This is a genomic window from Methanococcoides alaskense (assembly GCF_027594145.1).
GTDB lineage: Archaea > Halobacteriota > Methanosarcinia > Methanosarcinales > Methanosarcinaceae > Methanococcoides > Methanococcoides alaskense.
This window is the reverse complement of sequence record NZ_JAQFFK010000003.1, coordinates 753,583-773,762: the sequence shown is the minus strand read 5'-3', so window position 1 is coordinate 773,762 and position 20,180 is coordinate 753,583. Positions and strand designations below refer to the sequence as shown.

The window sequence follows — 20,180 nt, the reverse complement described above, 5'->3', positions numbered from 1 at the left end:
TGAGCATTCTAATACTGGTAAAACATATTCACAATGTATATATATTGGGGATAATATAATGTATACATAATAAGTATTGTGGATTTTTGTTGGTGGTGATGTATATGAAAGAGAAATATATCTTTAGATATGGTTTTGCTTTATTGCTGATCATCGGAATGACTGGTCTTGTTTCAGCAAGTGTAGGACCACAAGTCAATCTTGTAGACGGAATATATGAGCCAGATGAATGGGCATATGCAGATCCTACATTTGCTCAACCAAGTGACAAACTTGTCGTTACAGCAATAAATAGTAGCATCTGGCAAGGATACGCTGGAGGTCTTGCTCTTACACAAAGTGGTGGTGGCGGAACCATGGTGGTTGAAACCACAGAAGCTGCAAGCTGCTTGTATATCCAGTTTGCAAGTGATAAGAACGATGGAATCGGAATTGTCTACGTTGATGGTGAAAAAGTTTGGGAAGGCGACACCTGGGCAAATGTCAACATAGGACAGCCTCTATCTGAACAGAATATGAGATATTTAGAAATTTCTGATCTGAGTTTTGAAAAGCATACTATTGTAATAGAAAATAAAAACTCACCTCATGTAACTGTGTACAAGATTGGGTTTGACAGGTGCCCTCCAGAAGAGATACCAGAATTCCCAACAATTGCTCTTCCAGTAGCAGCAATAATTGGTCTCGCATTCTTCATGCAACGCAGGAAAGAGTAAACAATAACTAGTGGAGATTGAAATGTCTTCACATCTTTTTTTATTATTTTTGGCTAATACTCGAGCTTGCAATATACTGTCTCGACAGGTAGCAGCTGGATTGTGTGAAGGTTAACAGAGTTTTTCAGTAACCATTATCATACATGGACGCCACTTCTGAACCATGATTCGAAAAGTCTTATTCATATTGATCATTCTAACATCATTGACATTATCCGGTTGTGTCGAATCAACTGAAAATACACTTGAAACTGCAGATGAAGTACTTGCAGCTGTCGAGGGTACTATTGAAACTGTAGAAGACATTGCTGACCAAATCGAAGATAAGCCTGCATCCGAAGAACCAACTATTGCAGCAAGCGATTCACTTGTCATCGGTGCATTCAACGTGCAGGTCTTCGGAGTATCAAAAGCTGACAAACCAGACGTGATGAATGTACTTGCAGACATTGTACGAACATATGATGTAGTTGCAATTCAGGAGATCAGAGATAAATCACAGACTGCTCTTCCAGAGCTTGTAGATCTTGTAAACTCCGATGGATCACGGTATGACTTTGTAGTCAGTGAAAGGCTTGGCAGAACGTCAAGCAAGGAACAATATGCATACATCTACAATACCCAAAATGCAGAAGTTACTGGTACTCCAGAAACCTACCCTGAACCTGAAGACACTGATCCATTCCACAGACAACCATACATTGCAGCTATCAGTTCTACCCAGGGTAACTATGATGCAGTCTTGATGGTCATCCACACGGACCCAGACGAGGCCACAGAAGAGATTAACGCATTAGATGATGTACTTGCTTATGCTCAGTCCGTTTATCCAGAAGAGGACGACTTTGTGATCATGGGTGACTTCAATGCAGACGGTTCATATTTCGATGAAGATTCAACTTCAGATCTTGAAGATTACTTCTGGGCCATCGATGACACACATGACACGACAACGAGGTCAACGGATTATACCTATGACAGAATGGTTCTGACAGATACGTCTGACCTAGTTGGGCAAGCAAATGTGTTCAGATATGACTTGGAGTATGAGCTGACAGAAGAGGAAACTGTGGCAGTATCAGATCATTATCCGGTATATGCTGAGTTTAATGTTAGTGGTGATTTGGATTAATCAAATATGCTGCCCTTTATAAGGGTAGCAACCATTGTGCAAAGGTTACCCAGATAACAAAGGCGGTAAATCCATAGCCTACGACTTCATGTAATGGAGAGCTTCTTTCATACAATCTCTAAATGTTCTTTTATTCTTGTAATCACGTTAGTTGGTGTTTCTCTAACAGCTTTTGCTGGCACTCTTAGAACTCTAAAACCTTGGCCTTTTAAAAATTCATCACGAATATTGTCTTCTTTTATAGACTCCATTGTTTGAGTAACTGGGTATGAAGTACCTTTGATCTCAGCGAATTCTTGGACACCATGATTTTGAATGTAAACTTTTTCATTCTCAACTTCGATATATCTGTGGTTTACTTCAAATTTGATGGCATATTTTTTTCCATTAATTTCAGCAAAGTAATGCTGCTTTCCATCAACCTCAATTACCAATTTAATACCTAAAGATTTGTTAGTGAGTACAAAATCGACTTCAATTCCACCAATCTTTTCATGCACCTTTGGAGTTAGGCCCTCTATGATCAACCAGCTAAAAAGTTCTAATTCTTCCCTACTTGTATCCCTTAATAGCATAATCGTATCAATGTACTTGATAAGATTTTCTACAATTCCACCACTTTTTTTACAATATTTAAAGTCCCCAACAACAAAAAGGGCTTCACGTGCTCTTGTTAGTGATACGTTAATAAGATTTGGTGAATTTGCAAATTTGATAGCTCCTTTTGTCATTCCTCTAGCAATAACTGGACTAAAAATGATTATATCGCGTTCATCACCCTGAAATGTATGTGCGGTTCCAACTGTTATATCATTGTCCAGATTTAATTCATACAGTTTTTTTTGTATTCCTTTGACCTGTGCAGCAAATGGAGACACTACACCGATACTTAGGTGACTCAATCCATCATTATCCTGAATATTTTGTATCAATTCACATATGGATTCAATTTCTTTTGGATTAACCCAACTTTTACCTCCACTGCCTTTATCACAAGTCCCAAGAACATTTCTTCCGAAAAGACCAGATTGAGACGCTGTTGTATTTTCACGTATCAGTTCTTTTTTTAGTTTCAATCGTTTTTGATATATGTAGTGATTTGAAAAACCAATAATTAAAGGATGACTTCGATAATGTTCTATTAATGAAATTATTTCTGGCCTGCCACCCGGAAGACAATAGACACCTATTTGAAACACATTATTATTACTATGCCCAAGTAAGTCCAACCACTTTGAAACTTCATGCTTGGATGCAAGAGCCAATTCTTTCCCTACATTCACATTGGGTATTGCAGGTAATTGATCTGGATCCCCTATGATTGCAATTCTTTTAGCACGATATATGAGAGGAAGAACATTGGTAAGTGTACATTGAGATGCCTCATCAATCACAAGCAAATCAAATATTTCAGGTTCCATTGGAATTGATTGAGGAGAAAGAGCGGTCGTGGTCCAAATTGGAACTGATGATAAGGCTTTTTGGAATTTTTCAGAGGAGAAACCCTTAATCTTATTGTTGTTTCTTCTGTAATGGTTGTATAAATCTTCTGCACTCCTTAAAATATCTCCATCATTAACAACTCTTTTTACCCACCATTCTTTTGCAAGAGTGAAAGACAGAGCTTCTAATTCAGAATCAATTTTATTGATTTTACCTTTGATACGATCAGGATCCAACTCAAGAAATATTTCGTTTAATTCATCAATTGGCCAAGAATCAATTGACTGTTTAACAAGTGGTAAAGTAACAGATTTAATATGTTCTTTTCCCATATGTTCAGGAGTTTTGTTCATAGCAACCATCAGGTACTTGATCGCCCACTCATAAGCCTCTTTCATTTCTTTTTCTTTAATTTTAAGAACTGTTTCAGAGCATTCCTTCCATTCGTTCGCTATCTTTTTGCACTCTTCTAAATGATTCCATAGAAGATCATCTTTCTGAGGAAGCAATGAGTAATCTAATTTTTCAACTGTAATCATGGATGGTTTTCTATTCCACCATGTCGCAATTTTAATCTTATCCAAAGGAATTTGATTGATGATTTTGATGTAATCTTGAACTTTATTTTCAGATTCCCTTGCAGCTTTCCAGAATGAAAATAAATCTTCAAATCTAGTATCATTTAAGGTGCGTTGAGCAATAGTTACAGTTTCTAAAATCGGACGAGGTAGTAAAGACAAAACTGTTTTTGAAAACTCTGAATCATTATAGTTCATCCAAGAATCAAGTAAAGGGGTACTTATCAAAAAATGTTGGAATTCTTGTGAAGCCTGTACTAAATTGTGCTCAATCGTATCAGCTTTTTGTTTTGCTTCCCATGTATTTGCAGCCTGGAAAGCTAGCTTTTTCTTTAGTTCGATTTCATTGTTGAGTTTTAACAGAGTGCTATTATCAACAACATCTACTTTTTGAGATAAATCTAACTCAAGGGCTTTACTTTGAATTGCTATAAACTCATTTTCAATATCGTCCCATAACTCTTTTAGAGAATACCATTCTCTTTGAATCTCAAGCCAACTAATGGTTAGGTCAATTGAATCATTAAGCAACTTTCGTCCTTTCTGTTCACTTTCACTAAAATTAGTCCAAATTTCTACTGGATAATATTCTCGGATTTCTTCTTCAGTTTTCTGAATTTGTTTATTGGCTTTTTTCTTTTTGAAGATGTTAATTATACCACTTGGAATTGAAGAAAGGTAAGCATAATCTGATTTCCATTTTAGTATCTTATTTTTGTCATAATTTGTACTTTCTGACAACCCTGCAGAAATTATTTCATTTCTTTTGTTATCGTATTTGATTCTGATTTCATTTATGCTTCTATGCTGCTTAGAATAATTTGTAAATATCGTCTGGTTTTCTTTTAGCAATTTATCTGCATTATTTATCCATTCAAGAGCTTCCGTTTCCCCTTGCCATTCAAGGAATTCTTCTTTCATCTCTATTGGATCTAGATATCCAGATACTGATTGATTAATCAAAGATTGATAAGATTTAAGCCATTTTTCAAATTTTTCAGGACCATGTTCTTCAATAATCCAATCGAAATTGTTAAGGGTATTTGGATTTAAGAAAAGTCTATTTAATGATACATTTCTATCCCTTATAGAAGAGTCTAATTTATTTTGGATCTCAATTCTTTGTTGAGAATCAAGTTCAATTTGATACTCATATTGTTTAATCTCTTCCATCCACTTTTGAAATGGAATTAAAAGTGCTCCTGTGAAAAATTCAGGAGTTAAATTGTAGCCGATTGAATTTATTTTGAGAGAGAAAGGTTCTATCTCTAGCCCAAGTTCTTTCTTTCTTTCAAGAAAATCCGCATGAGATGTTAATGCTGATCTAAGTGCCTCTGTTATTTCTTGTGGAATCTTTTCGTCAAGAAACGCCTGCATATCTTCTTTTTTAGAGCTGAGTTCGTGAATATGTGTTTCAGTTTTCTTCAATTTAGAATGTATAGTGTTTGCAGAGACATTATTCAGAAGCTTCCTGAATGCCTCATCTATGTTACTTTTATACCTTGTTCCTGCACGTATTGCAATAGGGTACTCACAATCAAAATCAGAAAGCCTATCATATACTACATCGACTGCAGCATTTGTTGTACTTGAAAATAGTACACTAATATCATTTGCCCATGCATTAAGAAGTAAGGATACAACAACTTGACTTTTTCCGCATCCAGGGGGTCCACTAATGACAGTAACTGGTTTTGATTTTAAGATTTCAGAAACTGCCATTCTTTGTGAATCATTAAGAGGAACTATGGGAAGTAGCTCTGCCTTGTTTTCATTTTGGGAAGAAGTTAAAGATTCAAGTAACTTTAATCCACCTATTTCAGAGGAATTTTCTCTTAATTTTTGTTCAAGTTCGGAATAATCTCGTAGAATGTGATGTGTATATGGAGAGCTAGACGTTGGTGGAAGAAAAAATGTCCATGGGTGGTTTATGAGTTTTAATTTTTCGTTTTTAAGAGATTTTTTGGTTAATATTGTTTCAAGCTCTGGTATTTGCTTAAATAATTCATTGAGGAGATTCAGAGAAAGACTTTGTTCATTTTGATCGGAAATAGCATGGGCTTTTTCAATGACTTCATGTGTCATATCTTCAAGTGACTTTTCAGGCTCAATTTCACCTTTAGTCAAAATATCATATATCATTGGGGATATATCCCAACTTCCTTCACTAGGTATTATTCGGATAAGTCCTTCATCCAGTTCAAGTTTGACACTTATATAAAAAAGTGGATTTAGATAATCTGAGAATGAATTTTGTCCTCTTTTAGAATTTACCCAACATGGACCACCAAGATAACCTTCAATTATATTTTTGTTTGATATAGCCTCTAATAATGGTTTACTAGTAACAGATTCATACGAGATTTCCCATGGACCTGCCATATCTTCAATAAGAAAATTGTCAATCAAAGTCCATCGATGAGAGTTTAACTGTTCTTTGTTCCCCAATGGGAGTGAGAAAAAATTATCCCGGTCCATTTGAACAATTTCTTTATGAAATTGAATTACATTCAACCATGGAATTTCTCTTTTTTTGAACATTATATATTAAAAACATCATTAACATATTAATATGTTCTCAAATTATTTGGAGTATTTGAAATATAATATTCTTCACAACAGTATGTAAGCACTCAACTGTCAAATAAATTAATAGGGGTTGTTTTGTCACATTAATATCATTTTCTTCTGAAAATATGATGGCAAAGTCTTAGTCCTAATATCCTGTTCATCTGTTCCAGTCAATTTTGCAGCCACCCCACCCACCACAAATACAGTAATAATAATTACGTAATATATAAAAATAAAATGAATATATATCAAAGGGCCGACATTCAAATATATATAATTTGAAACGCTCGCTATATCCCACGAAGAGATCCAATTATGTTATATCATTAAATATGTGATTTAAGCCCCCTAAAGCTTACATCTAGTTGAGCTATCTTTTGACCTGGTTGTTTTAATCAATTATTTTTCGATTTTTTGCCTTTTTTTGATTGGTCGATATCCTAGTTTTAGATCATATCCATACTCGTTGAGTGTTAGTAGTTTGGCCATCACATTCTTTCCTCTTTTTTTTAAGGTATATCGATACTTCTCTTTACCCATTCCTTTGTATTTTGATCTACGGAGATACCCAAACGAAACATATCGTTTTAAGAGATTGCGAAGGCTGTTAATATTGTTATAATCAAGATATTCCTGAATTTTACTTGCAGTTACTTGACCGTTTCTACCATTCAGGTTATGAACTGCACAGAGTATCCTTAATTTAGCGAAGTTATGGATATGGTACTCAGTCGTTTCTTTTTGGCAGCCTATGATTTTTTGGCAGCCTATGATTTTTTGACATTGCATAACCAGATGGACCGAGAGCAGAGCCGTTTCCTGAAGAATGGTACCTTTGGTGGTAATGAAATCGTTGCTGGAACTCGAAGGCTGGCACTGATGAATATGTTCCTGCATAACATCGGGGAGATTGATGGGGAACCTTCGATATCCAATTCTGATGCGCTCATAGCCGATTCAGGAGAACGTTACGATTACATCCTCACCAATCCACCATTCGGTAAGAAGAGCAGTATGACCTTCACCAACGATGCAGGAGAGCTTGAAAAAGAGGACCTCCCCTACAACCGTCAGGATTTCTGGGTGACCACAGGTAACAAGTAGCTCAACTTTGTGCAGCACATTCACACCATCCTCAAAGCAGGCGGTCAGGCAGCAGTGGTTCTGCCGGATAATGTTCTCTTCGAAGGCGGTGCAGGGGAAGTTTTGCGCAAGAAGCTCCTTGAGACCACCGACCTTCATACGATCCTTCGCTTACCCACAGGCATCTTCTATGCGAATGGAGTCAAGGCGAACGTGCTCTTCTTTGAAGCAAAACCCGCGGCTAAAGAACCATGGACAAAAGAAGTATGGATATACGACTACCGGACCAACATACATCACACGCTTAAAAAGAACCCTTTGAAGTTCTCCGATCTGGAAGAATTTATCCAGTGCTACAATACCGAAGACCGCTTCCATCGTCAGGAAAGCTGGAGTGAAGAAACTCCAGAAGGAAGATTCCGCAAGTTCACCTATGATGAGATCGTGGAAAGGGATAAAACGAATCTGGATATATTCTGGTTGAAGGATGCAAGTCTTGCTGATCTTGATAATTTGCCCGATCCTGATATTCTTGCGAATGAGATAATCGAGAATATCGAAGAATCTCTTGAAAGCTTCAGGGAGATCATGGTAGTGATAAATGGTGACGGTGAGTGAAAATCTGGTTTAAAGAAAGAAATGGGGGTAAATGGGAATTTGTTGGAGATTTAATTGTTGGAAATCTCCACTTTTTATTTGCCACGGTGTTTTTGAGTGTATTCATATAATTTAGTCATAAATCCCTTTCATTAAACATGAAATTAAATGGTTTTTGGATAAGCTGGTCTATGGTTTTATTGATAATGTGCTTATGCTTTTGTTGAATCAAGAATACATAATCTCGAACAGAGTATCTTGAAAATTTTAGTACCCTTAAATCAGCTTCTTCTGAAAATAGATTCGCAAGTTCTCTGAATTTGTTGAGATATACCTCCTCTGGAGCCATGTTCCTGTGGTTGTAGATGATAACCGATTTGCCTTCGAGGTAGTACTTTTGAATTTCGTCTTTGAAAACGTATTTAATAGAGTCTTTGTGTGTTTTCTTAACCGATTTTGTTTGAATACCATTGTCAGGATCGACATAAACTACATCTGCTTCATTTAAAGAAGACAAGGATTGGTCAAACCAATGCTTCCTTTTGGATTTTCGATTAACGTAATTTTCACAAAGGGGTATTTCATTCGAATAGAACAAAGTGTTTGGTGGAAGTACATTATTATTTTCTATAGCTTCCAAGCACCTGTTATCGGAATCCACAATAGACTTTAACTTTGTATGAATTTCAGGAGAACACCTATAATAATGGTGATACTGTCTATTTGATGGTGACAAATAATTGGTGTATTTACCATCATTGTTCTTTTCTTCTTGTGTTACTTTGTACCAATTAAAACCAATCGTAATTTTCTCCTTTGAATTTGCATATAATTGATTAAGTAATATGTACTTACCAAAATCTCCAACATCACCTGAATATCGATCCTGCATAATTTTCACCTTCAAATATTTTAAAATTATAATTAATCGAATTTATCCAATTAATAATAAGATTACAAAGCATATTTCTGCAATCGTTATCATTAGAAGCCCTACTCCAAATACTATATAACTTAACTCCAAAAATGGAGTACTTATTCCAATTTCGGCGGCTATCGCCGCAATTATGATACCAATGATGAACGATGATATACAAAGTGAAGATAATTTGTCCCCATCCATTTTGTCTCCTCCATGTATATCTCTACCTTGAATGTTCGGACCATTTTCGCTCTAGATTACCATCGGCATAACCTTTCCGGCGCTATCAGGCGGCAGCGAAGGTCGGAGAGGGTCACAAGAAGGAATACAGAATCCGGTCAGAATCCGAAAGACAATTTATGGTTCCATTAATTTGGATTCGAAATAAATTGAAAGCATTTATACTCACTGAAAAAGAATGAATAATATCGATGAATCCTTGTGTATCATTTCAAAAAAAAGAGTAATTAGACAAGCCCTCATTCACACTTGTCCTCAAATATTTTCACTCAGATGCCTTTTCGACTCTTTCAACTCTATCCTGTTCTTCCCATATATCCCTATACTTGTACAATGTACTCGCCGGAATATTCATCACCCTCGAGATCTCAGACCAAGTCAAGCCTTTATCCCTGTACTTCATGACCTCTTTCCGATTAGGCTCTTTAGTGGGTCTTCCCCATGTTTTCTTTTCTTTCCTATGTCGCTCGATACCCACTTTGATGCGTTCCTTCATAATCCTTTTTTCATTCTCTGCAACCCATCCAAAGATAGATATCAATAGCTTTCTGTAATGAGGATCACCTGCTGTGGACCAGGCTTCACTGGGGCTCAGAGAGACCACTCTGACACCTTTATCTTCAAATTCCATAATCAAGTTAAGGGTGTCTATAAAAGTCCTCCCGAGCCTCGAGATTTCAAAGAGGTAGATCGTGTTCATATCATGTGACTCGATGTATTTCAGGAGCTTTTTGAACCCGGGTCTTTGTACAGCTGGAACACTCCCACTGACACCTTCATCAAAAAATATTTGTTCTGGAGTAATACCCTTGTTTTTTAATTGGACTATCTGAGTATTGATGTTCTGATCTTTTGTACTGGTTCTAGCATACCCTACCGATTTTTCTACAGATTCCATTAAACATGTTTTATGTAACATCTAACTTATAAAAGCAGTGGGTGTGTTTTAGGTAATTTAAAAGACTTGTATTGTGTAATGAGTCCACACCTGCAAATGTGAAACATTTTAGAATACATGTGTGAATAGCCAGAACATATATAATTGATATTTATATAAATAACAGTAAAAGTGCAGTGTGATACACTATGGCTTGGATTGTACAAAAAAGAAGATGTAACGTTAGTAGTTCAATAGAAGTAGCTGATGATTGGAAATATCATGGAGTATATTCCAAATACAAAGAAGCAAACAACATTGCAGATTCGTTAGAAGAAACTAAAATGAATATTGATGGCGAGGATTTTTGGCAAGAAACTCGAGTAATATGTCATGATCGTAGAACTAAATGGGGCAAAGATCAATTGAAAATATGGACAGAAGAAGCATATATTTATGGATAACTTTTTGGTTATTGACTATTGCTTTTCAAGCGCCAACTCATTATTATTCCATTTTTCGATATTCATATCAACACTTGGGTTGGAATTAATTACTATTATTTATGTTAATATAAATCGGCAGGCATCGCCCAACCGTAAGCAGTCGTAATCCAAATTTTAATCTTTTATTTGGGAGTGGATCTTAAATGTGGAACTCCCTATGTAACTCCCCAAAATGCCCCCCACAATTTCACGTTTAGAGGTTGAGGAGTTTTTGACGTATTTATTACTATGCTGCTTTGGAATCAGGCTGCAAAATATCTTATTTGTTTATTTGATAGGATAATTCCTCGATGCTCATCGGTGGATTTATTTTGTGAATCATATTATGACAATTTGAGCACAGTAAAGCAATATCATCAATTGTTGTTGGGGATGAAACATTTCTGCTGCCAATTGGTTCTATATGGTGTGCAATAATGTAGTTCTTGCCTATTTCCCCATAGACCTCTTCATAATTCATGCCGCAAACTTCACATCGATAATCTGAATCCTGCTTCTTCTGCTTAATGAGTTGTCGATTTCTCTTCCTGAAGATAGTTTCTGTAATGTATTGTTCGCCTTCATTTGCTTTTAAAACACCATCAACATAATCATAAAGCATATCCGATTTTGTTTCCATCTCACGAATTTTTTCGACACGTTCTGAATTGAGCTTTAGTACTGTGTGTTGATTTGCCGCAAGGTCAAGAGTAAATGGTTTAAAATTTTCATCCCAGTCAACTTCAACATAATGTTCCCATCGAACACCTTCTTGTTTTACTATTCCTGGGTGATACTTGCATTCACTTTTAATTGTTCCTTTGCCTGCAATCAATGTTCCTTCTTTAGCATAAATTATGTCGTCCGTCTTCATGTGGTAGGCTACATGTTTAACGCTACTTTGACTCGTTGTTGCATTAACTGCTTTGTCTCTCCATATTGCATCAAATTCTTCTTCACTAATTTTAGAACAGTCACCAACAACAGGTTCGCCATGATGATAGTATCCAGTAGCTGCAATTCCTTGGTCACGACATTGTTCCCATACTTCTTCACCCATACTTCCTAACCTAAAAGACATTCTCCAATAATTTGTCATTCTAATTACTCCTATTTTTGTAAAATTAATTCAGCGATCACAAATGAAATCATTTTATAATTTCATAAATTTTTTGGTAAAATTTGCACAATATTTCAACTTAATCATCATTCCCTTCTAAGATGTTCAAGTATCTGCAATGTTCTGAAAAATGGATTTCCAGTATCTTTTTTTTCTTTCTTTGCAATATCCCTTAGTTCATCAATAAGCTTTGTGTATTCTGCATTGAAGATACATTCTAAGTCATCGTTTCCAAGATATTCAAGTTCAGTTGTCATGCGACCATTAGGAACAACGGGCGACCAAAACATGAATCTTTTATTTGAAAAATTATCTAGGTACTTATCAGCATATTCTTTTTGCCTTCCGTACTTGTTTTTAATTTTGTTAATTGTAACATCATAATTTGAACCGTAATTTGGTCCGTTCAAATGGGTGGTGATCTCACACATAAAGGCAGCTTCATCAGAAAATCTCAATCCCAATACATCAAATTCACTAAGTCCTTCGATTCCACCTGATTGTGGCTTTACGTTATATCCAACAAAATCACATTTTTCTATAATTTGTAGATAAGCACCAACAATATATTCCCCGACTTGTGTACCCATGTTATCAACTCTTTACCATTATGAGAAATGTAATCTAACATAAGCATAGTGTCAACTGTAAGCCCAAAGATTATCTGTAAAAACTAGGTGCTTCAAGCCACCAATGTTTACATTTTATTTAATTTTGTAAAGGGTAATGATAATAACAATCTTCACTTCCCACAATTATTAAATACAATTGAAATAAATTATATAGTAAGCTTAATTTTGGAGATGTGTGATATGGGTGGAATTGTAGGGAATTTAGAACGTTATAGATTAATATATGAAATTATGGTCAATAGATACAAGTCAGAGTTTGAAAGGACATATCAAATTGAAAGAAAAGCAACTAATATCGTTGGTTTTGTGGGAATAATATTTAGTTTAGTTTCGATTGCAGGAATATTTCTTTTAGAACAAACATTCTTAGGTAATGTGTTTATTGATAGTATTTTATACTACCTTTTGAGTTTGATAGCTTTAATACTCTCTATTATTTTTGGACTTATGGTACTCTACGTAAAAATGAGGGCAATAGTCCCAAATCCAAATATTTTTAAGGAATATTTCATTGATAAAAATATAGGGACTTCTGATATCTTGAGAAAAATATCAAATGACCTTGTTGTTGCTGTTAATAATAATAAAAAAGCAAATGATAGAAATATCAACTTATTAATATTTTCTTATATTACATTTATAGTAGGTATAATTCTAACGGGACTATTTATACTGTCTCTTTTAATGAATGCTATTTAATTCACTCAATATCAAGGAGCAATAATATGGGAGAATCAAATGAAAATGATGAATCAAAGATATACACTACTAAAATGGATAATGATATAAATGAATTGAAGGAGGACATAAAGAATATAAAAATGAGTGTGGAGGAGTTGAATAAAAAGATGAATGAACTAATAGAAATTATGTCTTCACCTATTCCAACTACTGTAGAAGATGTTTCTTATACTCCAACTACTGTAGACATGAGTGCTTCTGTGATTGCTAAATACAATGTTGATTTCGATATTGGAAAGTAATATGTGTCATCCTCTCAATAATACAACATCTTCCTATCTCCAGTCTTCCGAGACTGGACTTCTATCCCTTGTGCCATACTCTTCACAGGAATAATCCTATACTCTTTCACTTCTTTGGCAGTAAGCTCACGTTTCACATGACCCCTAGCAGCTTCTCTCTTGAACTCTTGCTCAGAAACAATATCATAACTACCTTCAGAGAAAAGCTTCGAATTCATCAGTAATACTACCCTGTAATTCCATTCCCGAAAGAATAACGACGGTAAGGGGTCACAATAATACCTCTTAATTTTCCCATTAAACTTGATATATTTGTGAAGGAGATCTTTCCTTTTGTTAATTCGTTCCTGTTCTGTAGACTTCTTTACTTGGGCCTTTTCATCCTTTTCCTCTTGGAGATCTTTGTTGATCTTTTCTTTAGCAAGGGAAATGGTATTGGAGAGGGCAAATTTTAGTTTATGATTATTGTTTTTCAGTTCTTGTACCTGTTGTTGCAACTGTTTAATCTGACTAATCGGATTAATCGGATTAATCTGGTTAATTTCGTTAACTTTGGAGGGATCTGGGGGATATTCGTGGGAAATGGTCGGGGAAAGGACTTCAACATATTCGATTTCAGGGGTTTTGGTGTATTCTCCAGCAGCAAACCTCTCAACTCCAGCCATGAACCGCTCATCGTCTTTCAATAATCCCTGATATGCCACGATAGCTTTTTCCTGTGCTCTTCTCTGTTTATCTTTTACAGAAAAATATACATCCTTGGCATTCATTCTCCCGTATTTGGTTAATTCATATTTACGGGGGGTTTGGTGGGAAATGGGAGTAATATACCCTTTCCCAATATACTTGGAGAGCTGCACTCGGAACGAAGAATAGCTGCCTTTGTAAGCAATGGTATCATTGAGCTCCCGGCAAGTCATGGCTATATCGCTTAACTGGAGAGTCTTCAGGACTTTAGCTTTCAGACTGAACCGTTTGTATTGTTTTGAACCTTTAATCTCTCCAGTTGGTTTCTCATAGACTTTAGGAAGAGGTTTTGGGTTCTCTACATTTGCAGGAAGAATGCTCACATGATTTGCCGATGTTTTGAGAGTTTGCTTTTTGGTGGATTTATTGTTGGCGACTTTCATATCCTTGCCCCGACCATATTCTTTTTAGCCAGTAGATTTTAAATTTTAGATCCTTTGCCCGACCATGTTCATTTTCTCCAATACCTATAATGAATTATGGGTGGGTTAAAAAGTTAGGAAAACCTCTTACCAATACACATAATGGCATCAGGAGTGGTCATGTTACCTTGTTAAGTAGGTAACATAGTGTAAGAAGGCGTTTGTAATAAGGATTACTATTGGAAAATATTTGGAGTGGAGGGAGGGGGGATTTGCGATTGATTGTCCTAGGATAACTGGTAATTATTCAAAATATATTCAGACAAGAACTCAAAATTCCCCTAATTATCCAAGTTCTCCAAATTCCCTAATTCCTTCAGAAAGTAAAAAGTAGGATAATTTAGTGAATTTACTTAATATTTACATAGATGCGTGCTTACAAGATTGATTTTGTAAGATAATAGGGGAACTTGGGGAACTTAGTGAATTGGGTGAATTTACAAAAAAGTGTCATAAATCAGCTTATAATGAAAATTGCTGATTCATGACCTGATTCATCCAATCGGCTGAAAATGATCTCATTCATCCATCAGTACAAGAATCTTGTCAACACCTTTCAACTGGGATTTAGTCAATGCACCTTTTGAAATATGTCGTATGGATTCAGTAGAATCTTGCTCTGCACGAAGCTTTGAAAGAATGCTATCGTCACTATTAATTAAAAGATAACTTTTTGCCTTTGTTTTTTCGTCATCATATTCTACAATGGTCTCTGATTCAATTAACGTTGCAATACATTCTGTAAAATCTCTACTTTTGAGTTTTGTACTTCTCAAAAGGTCAGAATGACCACAGGAACCACTCTTATCTCTTAATTTTTTCAGAACCTTCTCAATTTGATTGAATTTTTCATCTTCTTCAAGCCTTTCGATTACACAAATACAGGAAGGCAAAAAGTAAGTACCGACCAAATCGATTGCGACTTCTATTGATTCTTTTGTTATAGTATAGGAAATTAGTCTTTTTCCCATTTCAATGAGCATTGCAATCTTTAGGACATAATCACTTGACCTTCCCAATGCTGAACTGTAAATATCGTTCTCAAATTTGTCAGCTTCAGTTTGCCATTCCCGTATTGTACCCTGATAAAGTACCAGTGCATCATCATCAAATCTCATTTCAATTTGACCTTGTAGATGATTGATAAATTGATATATGGCATTTCCATGCTTAATTACATCTGACTGATTGTCAACATCTTCGTCAGTTTCCATGCCAATATCCATATATGGCTTTTGATAAGTAGGTGCAGCAAACAAGGTTCTGTAACCATACCCACATTCAAAGTCGATGATATTCATGACATTACAATATCTTGTTGTTGTTGTCGCATAATACGAGTTGATGTAGGGGTTATTAACAATAAATTCGGTAGGACCATCTTTTTTTTTACCACTAGATAATGTTTTCTTGGTACCCAGTCCATCATAAAATTTACAAAATTCATCAAATATACCTTCATTGTACTTTTTATGATATTTAGCCATCAAACCAGCGGATTCATCGGAAACTAAATTTTGGTGGGAGTTTACTGATAATGATTCGATTAATCCTTCAACTGAATGTGCATCATCAATAAGCTTTGTGTCTGTGATTCTTTCATATGTCCACCTGCATTTCTTGGCAGCTGTACTCTTGCGACTTGTTGTCGATTTCCCAAGAATTTGGACAAAAATATTAGCTTTGATTTCCCCTTGCTTCGTTTTAAGAATTATTTTTCCGTCGTTCCAAGCTGCTAGAAGCCACAATGCACTGCACACATTGTATTCGTAGTAAGCATCTGTCAAACCATTTACCCATCTGGTGTAGACATTAATGAAATGGTCGGTAGGTAAGATTTTGTTTAGGTCAGGCATTCGTAGGTCGATGTCCTTCCATTTATTCCGAGCTACCCCTTCTTTGCTAAGTATGAGAGTTCCTAAGTCTTTAGGATCAATATAAATATTGAACATAAAGTAAAAGCAAGAGAACAAAAGCATTGTTTCATCATCAGAAACCACTTGTTTGTGTTCCCAATGAACCTTTTTCTTTTTGCAAGAAACAGATTTTTCCTTCGTTTTAGTGCAGGTTGACTCTGATGAGACTTTGCCACTCTCAACTGGTTCAAGGCACTCTGCCGGAATTGTAATTGGAAAAGAAGGGTGAGCTAATCCAAGAATAGCCGGCTTCTCTTTCACAGAAGATGTCATTTATATCTCCTCCCTCAGTTCATTCAGTATCATTGTGAATCAACATCCCTTTGTCTCTTGCTTTCAATTTCATCGTATGCCTCTTGTAAATCCGGGCGAGACATTTCGTAAGGAGTTAAGCCCTATTCATAGGCCATATAGGCTTCAGAAAATATCATATATACATTTTCCCTCCACGATTCTTTCAGCATTCTTTCATATTCTGAATCAAAAACCACATCATGGTGAGTGATGCCAACATTACTTACTTTTCGTAACTTGGCTTCAACTTTTTCACGCATCCAGTCCAAATCAGATTCAAAGAATTGTGGATGTCTGCAATGATCTCCAAGACAAAATCTTAAATCATCTTCGAGATAAGATATATTCAACTGGATAGTCATAATCCTTTGGCTGTGAATGTTTAGTGGAACCTTCTGGTGTTCCTTTTTAATAAATGACATATTATCACCATTTAGATCTATTTTCAATTAATTGCGATGATGTTTCAATCTAGAAACAAAATTAGTTTCTGCTTTTGCTTATTCTGCAGTTGCTGTCTCAATGACTAACTTGGCTAATCCAAAATGGAGGGTGTCCCCATGTGATTGCCAAGCGTTCAGTAGTTCGGACTCATTTTGAACAAGATATACCGAGTATTCTTTGAAGTCCATATTATCGATGTCAGTCATAACAGACCATCTCCCTTCGAAGGAGGAAAACGCATAAGTACCAATAAAAATACGTTACTATTAATAATCATTTTAGTTAACCTCCTTAGGTAGACTTGAATGGTTGTTTGTTTCCAATTTCCGGTTCTCGACCAAAAGTTTCGGAGATTGGAGACACAATCAGTTTTCCTTTTTCTATCGTTATAGCTACTTTTCCTCCGGCATTAATTCCGACATTTGCTGCCAGAGCAGGTGGGATGCATATTCGAAAGGTGCTAGTTTGAGCACCACTTACTGTTCTAATATTTTCCGGGATTTTTAATTCCTCCTTAGGGATTAATTGTCAGTTATCTGACATTAGTTCTGTTAGATTGGCGACTTAAAAAGCTTCGCTTCAATTTATTAAAAACGGCTAGCTGCCACCACTTTGCAAACATTTACGAGGTATTTGGGGGGAGCTTTGCGTTTTTAGACAACAAATATGATTCGATACTCAAAAAAACAACAAACAATTTCGGTTCATAACTTGGCAATAAAAAAGCAACCGAGTCGCAGAGCTACGTTTCTTCGTTTCAGCAAATTTATAAGAATTATTACAAAACTCTTTTTATTTCGCTAGCATGCGGCACGACCAAGGTGTATATATTCTAGCACCTACTATAATATCTACATTAACTCCTCGAAAATCTAGCACCTATTATAATGACTGCATTAACTCATAGAGTTAGTGAGCTTGTTACAACCTTTAATGAAGTGGGTTATAATTTGCAATCTTAAAGAGCGACATGATCTTTGGGTATTCTTTACTTGTAATAATATATTTGTAGACTAAGCTGTAATTTCTTATAAAACAATTTTTAGTGTTATACTTATAGTTTTAACTATTACATCACAACAGTGAGAAGGAGAAAGGGCTATAATTCATTCTCCTAATCAAAATATTTGTCCTGTTTTCAATGAATTACTTAAGTTTTATGATCAAATGACCTGCGAGGCTACACCGGTGATTGAAACTAAAGCTGTTGCGAGTAAAAAAGGCAATACAGGTGTTTCAGAATCGAATGCATACAAAAAGTGGTTATCAGCAGAAGACAAGCTGATTGTTAAAATGCGTGACTCTGGAGAACAAACTAGTGAAATAGCAGTTAGGATGAAAAGGAAGGAAGGAGAGGTCAAAAGGTGGAGCAACCTTACTAGAATCAAATCCTTTTCCCCGACCACATTACCCCATAAATCCACCAAAATCGAATATATTGAATAGCTTTTTCCCGACTATTTCCCACGAAAATCCACCGAAATCTAGAAGTCTTCTAGCCCCCAGATAGTAGCAATAAAAACAAAGGTCTCTTGTCCAATAAATCTCAAAATTAAAGCCACGGTTCGGACAAAGCTTTTGTCTATATATTTCATGCCCTCTATTATTTCAAGATACTCAACAGATCCATCAGTTCAACACCAAGAAAATGCCTTATTATTCTTACTCCTTACTGTCGTTCAAAGACTGTCGAACAGCATTCGACTCGGACGGTACGGGAGAGGGACAGCAGGGGGCGGGAAGGGTGGAGCAACCTTACTAGAGTCAAATCCTTTTCCCCGACCACATTGCCCCTTAAATCCACCAAATTCGACGAAATTAAACATATTAAATGCCTTTACCCGACCATATTACTCAGATGATCTGATAAAAACCACCAAAGTCCACCAAAATGGAATATATTGAATGCCTTTACCCGACCACATTACTCCGAAGATCTGATAAAAACCACCAAAGTCTACCAAAATGGAATATATTGAATACCTTTACCCGACCACATTACTCCGAAGATCTGATAAAAACCACCAAAGTCTACCAAAATGGAATATATTGAATACCTTTCTCCCGACCATTTCCTCCAAAAATATCCCAAAATCACCAACATTCGATGAAATCAAACATATTGAGTGCCTCTACCCAACCATATTACTCCGATAATCCGATAAAAACCACCAGAATCCACGAAAGTTAACCAAATTAGCCTGAAATTGGATTAAACAATTGCAACAAACACTACATTAACTGGAAGCCGGGCATGAGATGCCTGAAAATTGTGATTTACTTGAGGGATGGATTGTTGACCCTGAGTTATTAAGTAATCAATTATGATGGCTGAATAAAGCAATTGTGTTAACTAATCAAGAATATATAGAATTTTTATAATGCATCATAAGATTGAACAAAGATCATCATCAGGATATCCAAGAACATTAATTGTCCCGAATTCATCAATTGTTATCTCTACTTGATTTGTCCCATCATCTAGATCAAGATCATTATAAATTTCATTCTGGACAAGCAATATTTGGTTTCGCGAACCTCTCCACTTCAAATTTAAATCGCGTTCATCTTCTTTATACCTACCAGATACTAAAATATCAGCCATTTCACATATTTTAGATTTAAGATTATCGTTTTTGATCTCATCCATTTGATATCCTGTATAAAGCATTACACTTACATTCTTTTCCTGGAGAGATGTTAACAGCCAGTACAGATTATGTGCTTGTTCTAGGGGTTCACCACCAAGAACTGTTAACCCATCCAATTCAGAATAAGCTAGAATCTCATGCAAAAGTTTTTCTCTTTCAACCAAATTACATGGCTCAAAACTCCACATCGATTTATTCCAGCAGCCTGGACATGCAAGAGAACAACCCTGGAACCAGATCACAAAACGTTTCCCAGGACCGTAAATTTCACTGCCATGCTCAATGTGAGCAATATTGAAACATGTTCCATGCTCTTGCATCAAAGAA

General features: G+C 35.8%; 17 protein-coding genes and 1 pseudogene. 7 read left to right on the top strand and 11 right to left on the bottom strand.

Annotated elements, in window-relative coordinates; genetic code table 11:
- Window positions 1–104 precede the first annotated feature (104 nt).
- A complete protein-coding gene (locus PBV53_RS07635) occupies window positions 105–716 on the top strand; it encodes a PEF-CTERM sorting domain-containing protein (RefSeq protein WP_270096570.1) in 612 nt (203 codons plus the stop codon).
- Window positions 717–879: 163 nt separating this feature from the next.
- Window positions 880–1,848, top strand: a complete 969-nt coding sequence (locus PBV53_RS07630; protein ID WP_270096569.1) for an endonuclease/exonuclease/phosphatase family protein — start codon at window positions 880–882, stop codon at window positions 1,846–1,848.
- A gap of 107 nt (window positions 1,849–1,955) precedes the next feature.
- Here PBV53_RS07630 and PBV53_RS07625 read toward each other — a convergent pair whose 3' ends face one another.
- Window positions 1,956–6,410, bottom strand: coding sequence for an AAA domain-containing protein (locus tag PBV53_RS07625; protein ID WP_270096568.1), 4,455 nt, complete (start codon window positions 6,408–6,410; stop codon window positions 1,956–1,958).
- A 786-nt stretch (window positions 6,411–7,196) separates the two neighbouring features.
- Between PBV53_RS07625 and PBV53_RS07620 the strand changes: the two are divergent.
- Window positions 7,197–8,141, top strand: a pseudogene (locus tag PBV53_RS07620) (HsdM family class I SAM-dependent methyltransferase); the annotation flags it as partial.
- Window positions 8,142–8,256: 115 nt separating this feature from the next.
- On the opposite strand, the gene PBV53_RS07615 reads toward PBV53_RS07620, so the two are convergent.
- The 3 genes from PBV53_RS07615 to PBV53_RS07605 form a co-directional block, all read right to left on the bottom strand.
- Window positions 8,257–9,012, bottom strand: coding sequence for a hypothetical protein (locus PBV53_RS07615; RefSeq protein ID WP_270096567.1), 756 nt, complete (start codon window positions 9,010–9,012; stop codon window positions 8,257–8,259).
- Between the two features lie 42 nt (window positions 9,013–9,054).
- On the bottom strand, window positions 9,055–9,243 hold the full coding sequence (locus PBV53_RS07610; protein WP_270096566.1) for a hypothetical protein: 189 nt from the start codon (window positions 9,241–9,243) through the stop codon (window positions 9,055–9,057).
- Window positions 9,244–9,547: 304 nt separating this feature from the next.
- Window positions 9,548–10,180: a recombinase family protein gene (locus PBV53_RS07605; protein WP_270096565.1), complete on the bottom strand. Its 633-nt coding sequence runs from the start codon at window positions 10,178–10,180 to the stop codon at window positions 9,548–9,550.
- 188 nt (window positions 10,181–10,368) lie between these two features.
- On the opposite strand from PBV53_RS07605, the gene PBV53_RS07600 reads away from it, so the two are divergent.
- Entirely contained in the window at window positions 10,369–10,623 is a 255-nt protein-coding gene (locus tag PBV53_RS07600; RefSeq protein WP_270096564.1) for a hypothetical protein, read from the top strand.
- Between the two features lie 301 nt (window positions 10,624–10,924).
- On the opposite strand, the gene PBV53_RS07595 is transcribed toward PBV53_RS07600, so the two are convergent.
- Both PBV53_RS07595 and PBV53_RS07590 read right to left on the bottom strand, forming a co-directional pair.
- Window positions 10,925–11,725 carry an HNH endonuclease gene (locus PBV53_RS07595; protein WP_499846649.1) on the bottom strand — a complete coding sequence of 267 codons (801 nt, stop codon included), beginning with the start codon at window positions 11,723–11,725 and terminating at the stop codon, window positions 10,925–10,927.
- Between the two features lie 125 nt (window positions 11,726–11,850).
- A complete protein-coding gene (locus PBV53_RS07590) occupies window positions 11,851–12,354 on the bottom strand; it encodes a hypothetical protein (RefSeq protein WP_270096562.1) in 504 nt (167 codons plus the stop codon).
- Between the two features lie 222 nt (window positions 12,355–12,576).
- Between PBV53_RS07590 and PBV53_RS07585 the strand changes: the two genes are divergently transcribed.
- Both PBV53_RS07585 and PBV53_RS07580 read left to right on the top strand, forming a co-directional pair.
- Window positions 12,577–13,095 (top strand): hypothetical protein, encoded by a 519-nt coding sequence (locus PBV53_RS07585; protein ID WP_270096561.1) that lies wholly within the window; start codon window positions 12,577–12,579, stop codon window positions 13,093–13,095.
- A gap of 26 nt (window positions 13,096–13,121) precedes the next feature.
- Window positions 13,122–13,379, top strand: coding sequence for a hypothetical protein (locus tag PBV53_RS07580; RefSeq protein ID WP_270096559.1), 258 nt, complete (start codon window positions 13,122–13,124; stop codon window positions 13,377–13,379).
- A gap of 14 nt (window positions 13,380–13,393) precedes the next feature.
- Here the strand turns inward: PBV53_RS07580 and PBV53_RS07575 are convergent, their stop codons facing one another.
- From PBV53_RS07575 to PBV53_RS07560, 4 genes are all read right to left on the bottom strand, one after another.
- The gene (locus PBV53_RS07575) at window positions 13,394–14,509 is read right to left on the bottom strand and encodes a hypothetical protein (RefSeq protein ID WP_270096557.1); all 1,116 of its coding nucleotides are present in this window, start codon (window positions 14,507–14,509) and stop codon (window positions 13,394–13,396) included.
- 557 nt (window positions 14,510–15,066) lie between these two features.
- Window positions 15,067–16,737, bottom strand: a complete 1,671-nt coding sequence (locus tag PBV53_RS07570; protein WP_270096555.1) for a DUF3987 domain-containing protein — start codon at window positions 16,735–16,737, stop codon at window positions 15,067–15,069.
- A gap of 122 nt (window positions 16,738–16,859) precedes the next feature.
- Window positions 16,860–17,180 carry a hypothetical protein gene (locus PBV53_RS07565; RefSeq protein ID WP_270096553.1) on the bottom strand — a complete coding sequence of 107 codons (321 nt, stop codon included), beginning with the start codon at window positions 17,178–17,180 and terminating at the stop codon, window positions 16,860–16,862.
- 78 nt (window positions 17,181–17,258) lie between these two features.
- Window positions 17,259–17,408, bottom strand: coding sequence for a hypothetical protein (locus PBV53_RS07560; RefSeq protein ID WP_270096551.1), 150 nt, complete (start codon window positions 17,406–17,408; stop codon window positions 17,259–17,261).
- A 961-nt stretch (window positions 17,409–18,369) separates the two neighbouring features.
- Here PBV53_RS07560 and PBV53_RS07555 point away from each other — a divergent pair.
- Entirely contained in the window at window positions 18,370–18,648 is a 279-nt protein-coding gene (locus PBV53_RS07555; protein ID WP_270096549.1) for a hypothetical protein, read from the top strand.
- A 940-nt stretch (window positions 18,649–19,588) separates the two neighbouring features.
- Here PBV53_RS07555 and PBV53_RS07550 read toward each other — a convergent pair.
- Window positions 19,589–20,173 carry a 4Fe-4S single cluster domain-containing protein gene (locus PBV53_RS07550; RefSeq protein ID WP_270096547.1) on the bottom strand — a complete coding sequence of 195 codons (585 nt, stop codon included), beginning with the start codon at window positions 20,171–20,173 and terminating at the stop codon, window positions 19,589–19,591.
- Between the last annotated feature and the right edge of the window lie 7 nt (window positions 20,174–20,180).

Coding starts and splice junctions, on each gene's coding strand:
- PBV53_RS07605 (WP_270096565.1), bottom strand. CDS start 10,180: ATGGAATCTGTAGAAAAATCGGTAGGGTATGCTAGAACCAGTACAAAA.
- PBV53_RS07560 (WP_270096551.1), bottom strand. CDS start 17,408: ATGACTGACATCGATAATATGGACTTCAAAGAATACTCGGTATATCTT.
- PBV53_RS07585 (WP_270096561.1), top strand. CDS start 12,577: ATGGGTGGAATTGTAGGGAATTTAGAACGTTATAGATTAATATATGAA.
- PBV53_RS07565 (WP_270096553.1), bottom strand. CDS start 17,180: ATGTCATTTATTAAAAAGGAACACCAGAAGGTTCCACTAAACATTCAC.
- PBV53_RS07575 (WP_270096557.1), bottom strand. CDS start 14,509: ATGAAAGTCGCCAACAATAAATCCACCAAAAAGCAAACTCTCAAAACA.
- PBV53_RS07555 (WP_270096549.1), top strand. CDS start 18,370: ATGACCTGCGAGGCTACACCGGTGATTGAAACTAAAGCTGTTGCGAGT.
- PBV53_RS07590 (WP_270096562.1), bottom strand. CDS start 12,354: ATGGGTACACAAGTCGGGGAATATATTGTTGGTGCTTATCTACAAATT.
- PBV53_RS07610 (WP_270096566.1), bottom strand. CDS start 9,243: ATGGATGGGGACAAATTATCTTCACTTTGTATATCATCGTTCATCATT.
- PBV53_RS07570 (WP_270096555.1), bottom strand. CDS start 16,737: ATGACATCTTCTGTGAAAGAGAAGCCGGCTATTCTTGGATTAGCTCAC.
- PBV53_RS07615 (WP_270096567.1), bottom strand. CDS start 9,012: ATGCAGGATCGATATTCAGGTGATGTTGGAGATTTTGGTAAGTACATA.
- PBV53_RS07595 (WP_499846649.1), bottom strand. CDS start 11,725: ATGTCTTTTAGGTTAGGAAGTATGGGTGAAGAAGTATGGGAACAATGT.
- PBV53_RS07625 (WP_270096568.1), bottom strand. CDS start 6,410: ATGTTCAAAAAAAGAGAAATTCCATGGTTGAATGTAATTCAATTTCAT.
- PBV53_RS07635 (WP_270096570.1), top strand. CDS start 105: ATGAAAGAGAAATATATCTTTAGATATGGTTTTGCTTTATTGCTGATC.
- PBV53_RS07600 (WP_270096564.1), top strand. CDS start 10,369: ATGGCTTGGATTGTACAAAAAAGAAGATGTAACGTTAGTAGTTCAATA.
- PBV53_RS07580 (WP_270096559.1), top strand. CDS start 13,122: ATGGGAGAATCAAATGAAAATGATGAATCAAAGATATACACTACTAAA.
- PBV53_RS07630 (WP_270096569.1), top strand. CDS start 880: ATGATTCGAAAAGTCTTATTCATATTGATCATTCTAACATCATTGACA.
- PBV53_RS07550 (WP_270096547.1), bottom strand. CDS start 20,173: ATGCAAGAGCATGGAACATGTTTCAATATTGCTCACATTGAGCATGGC.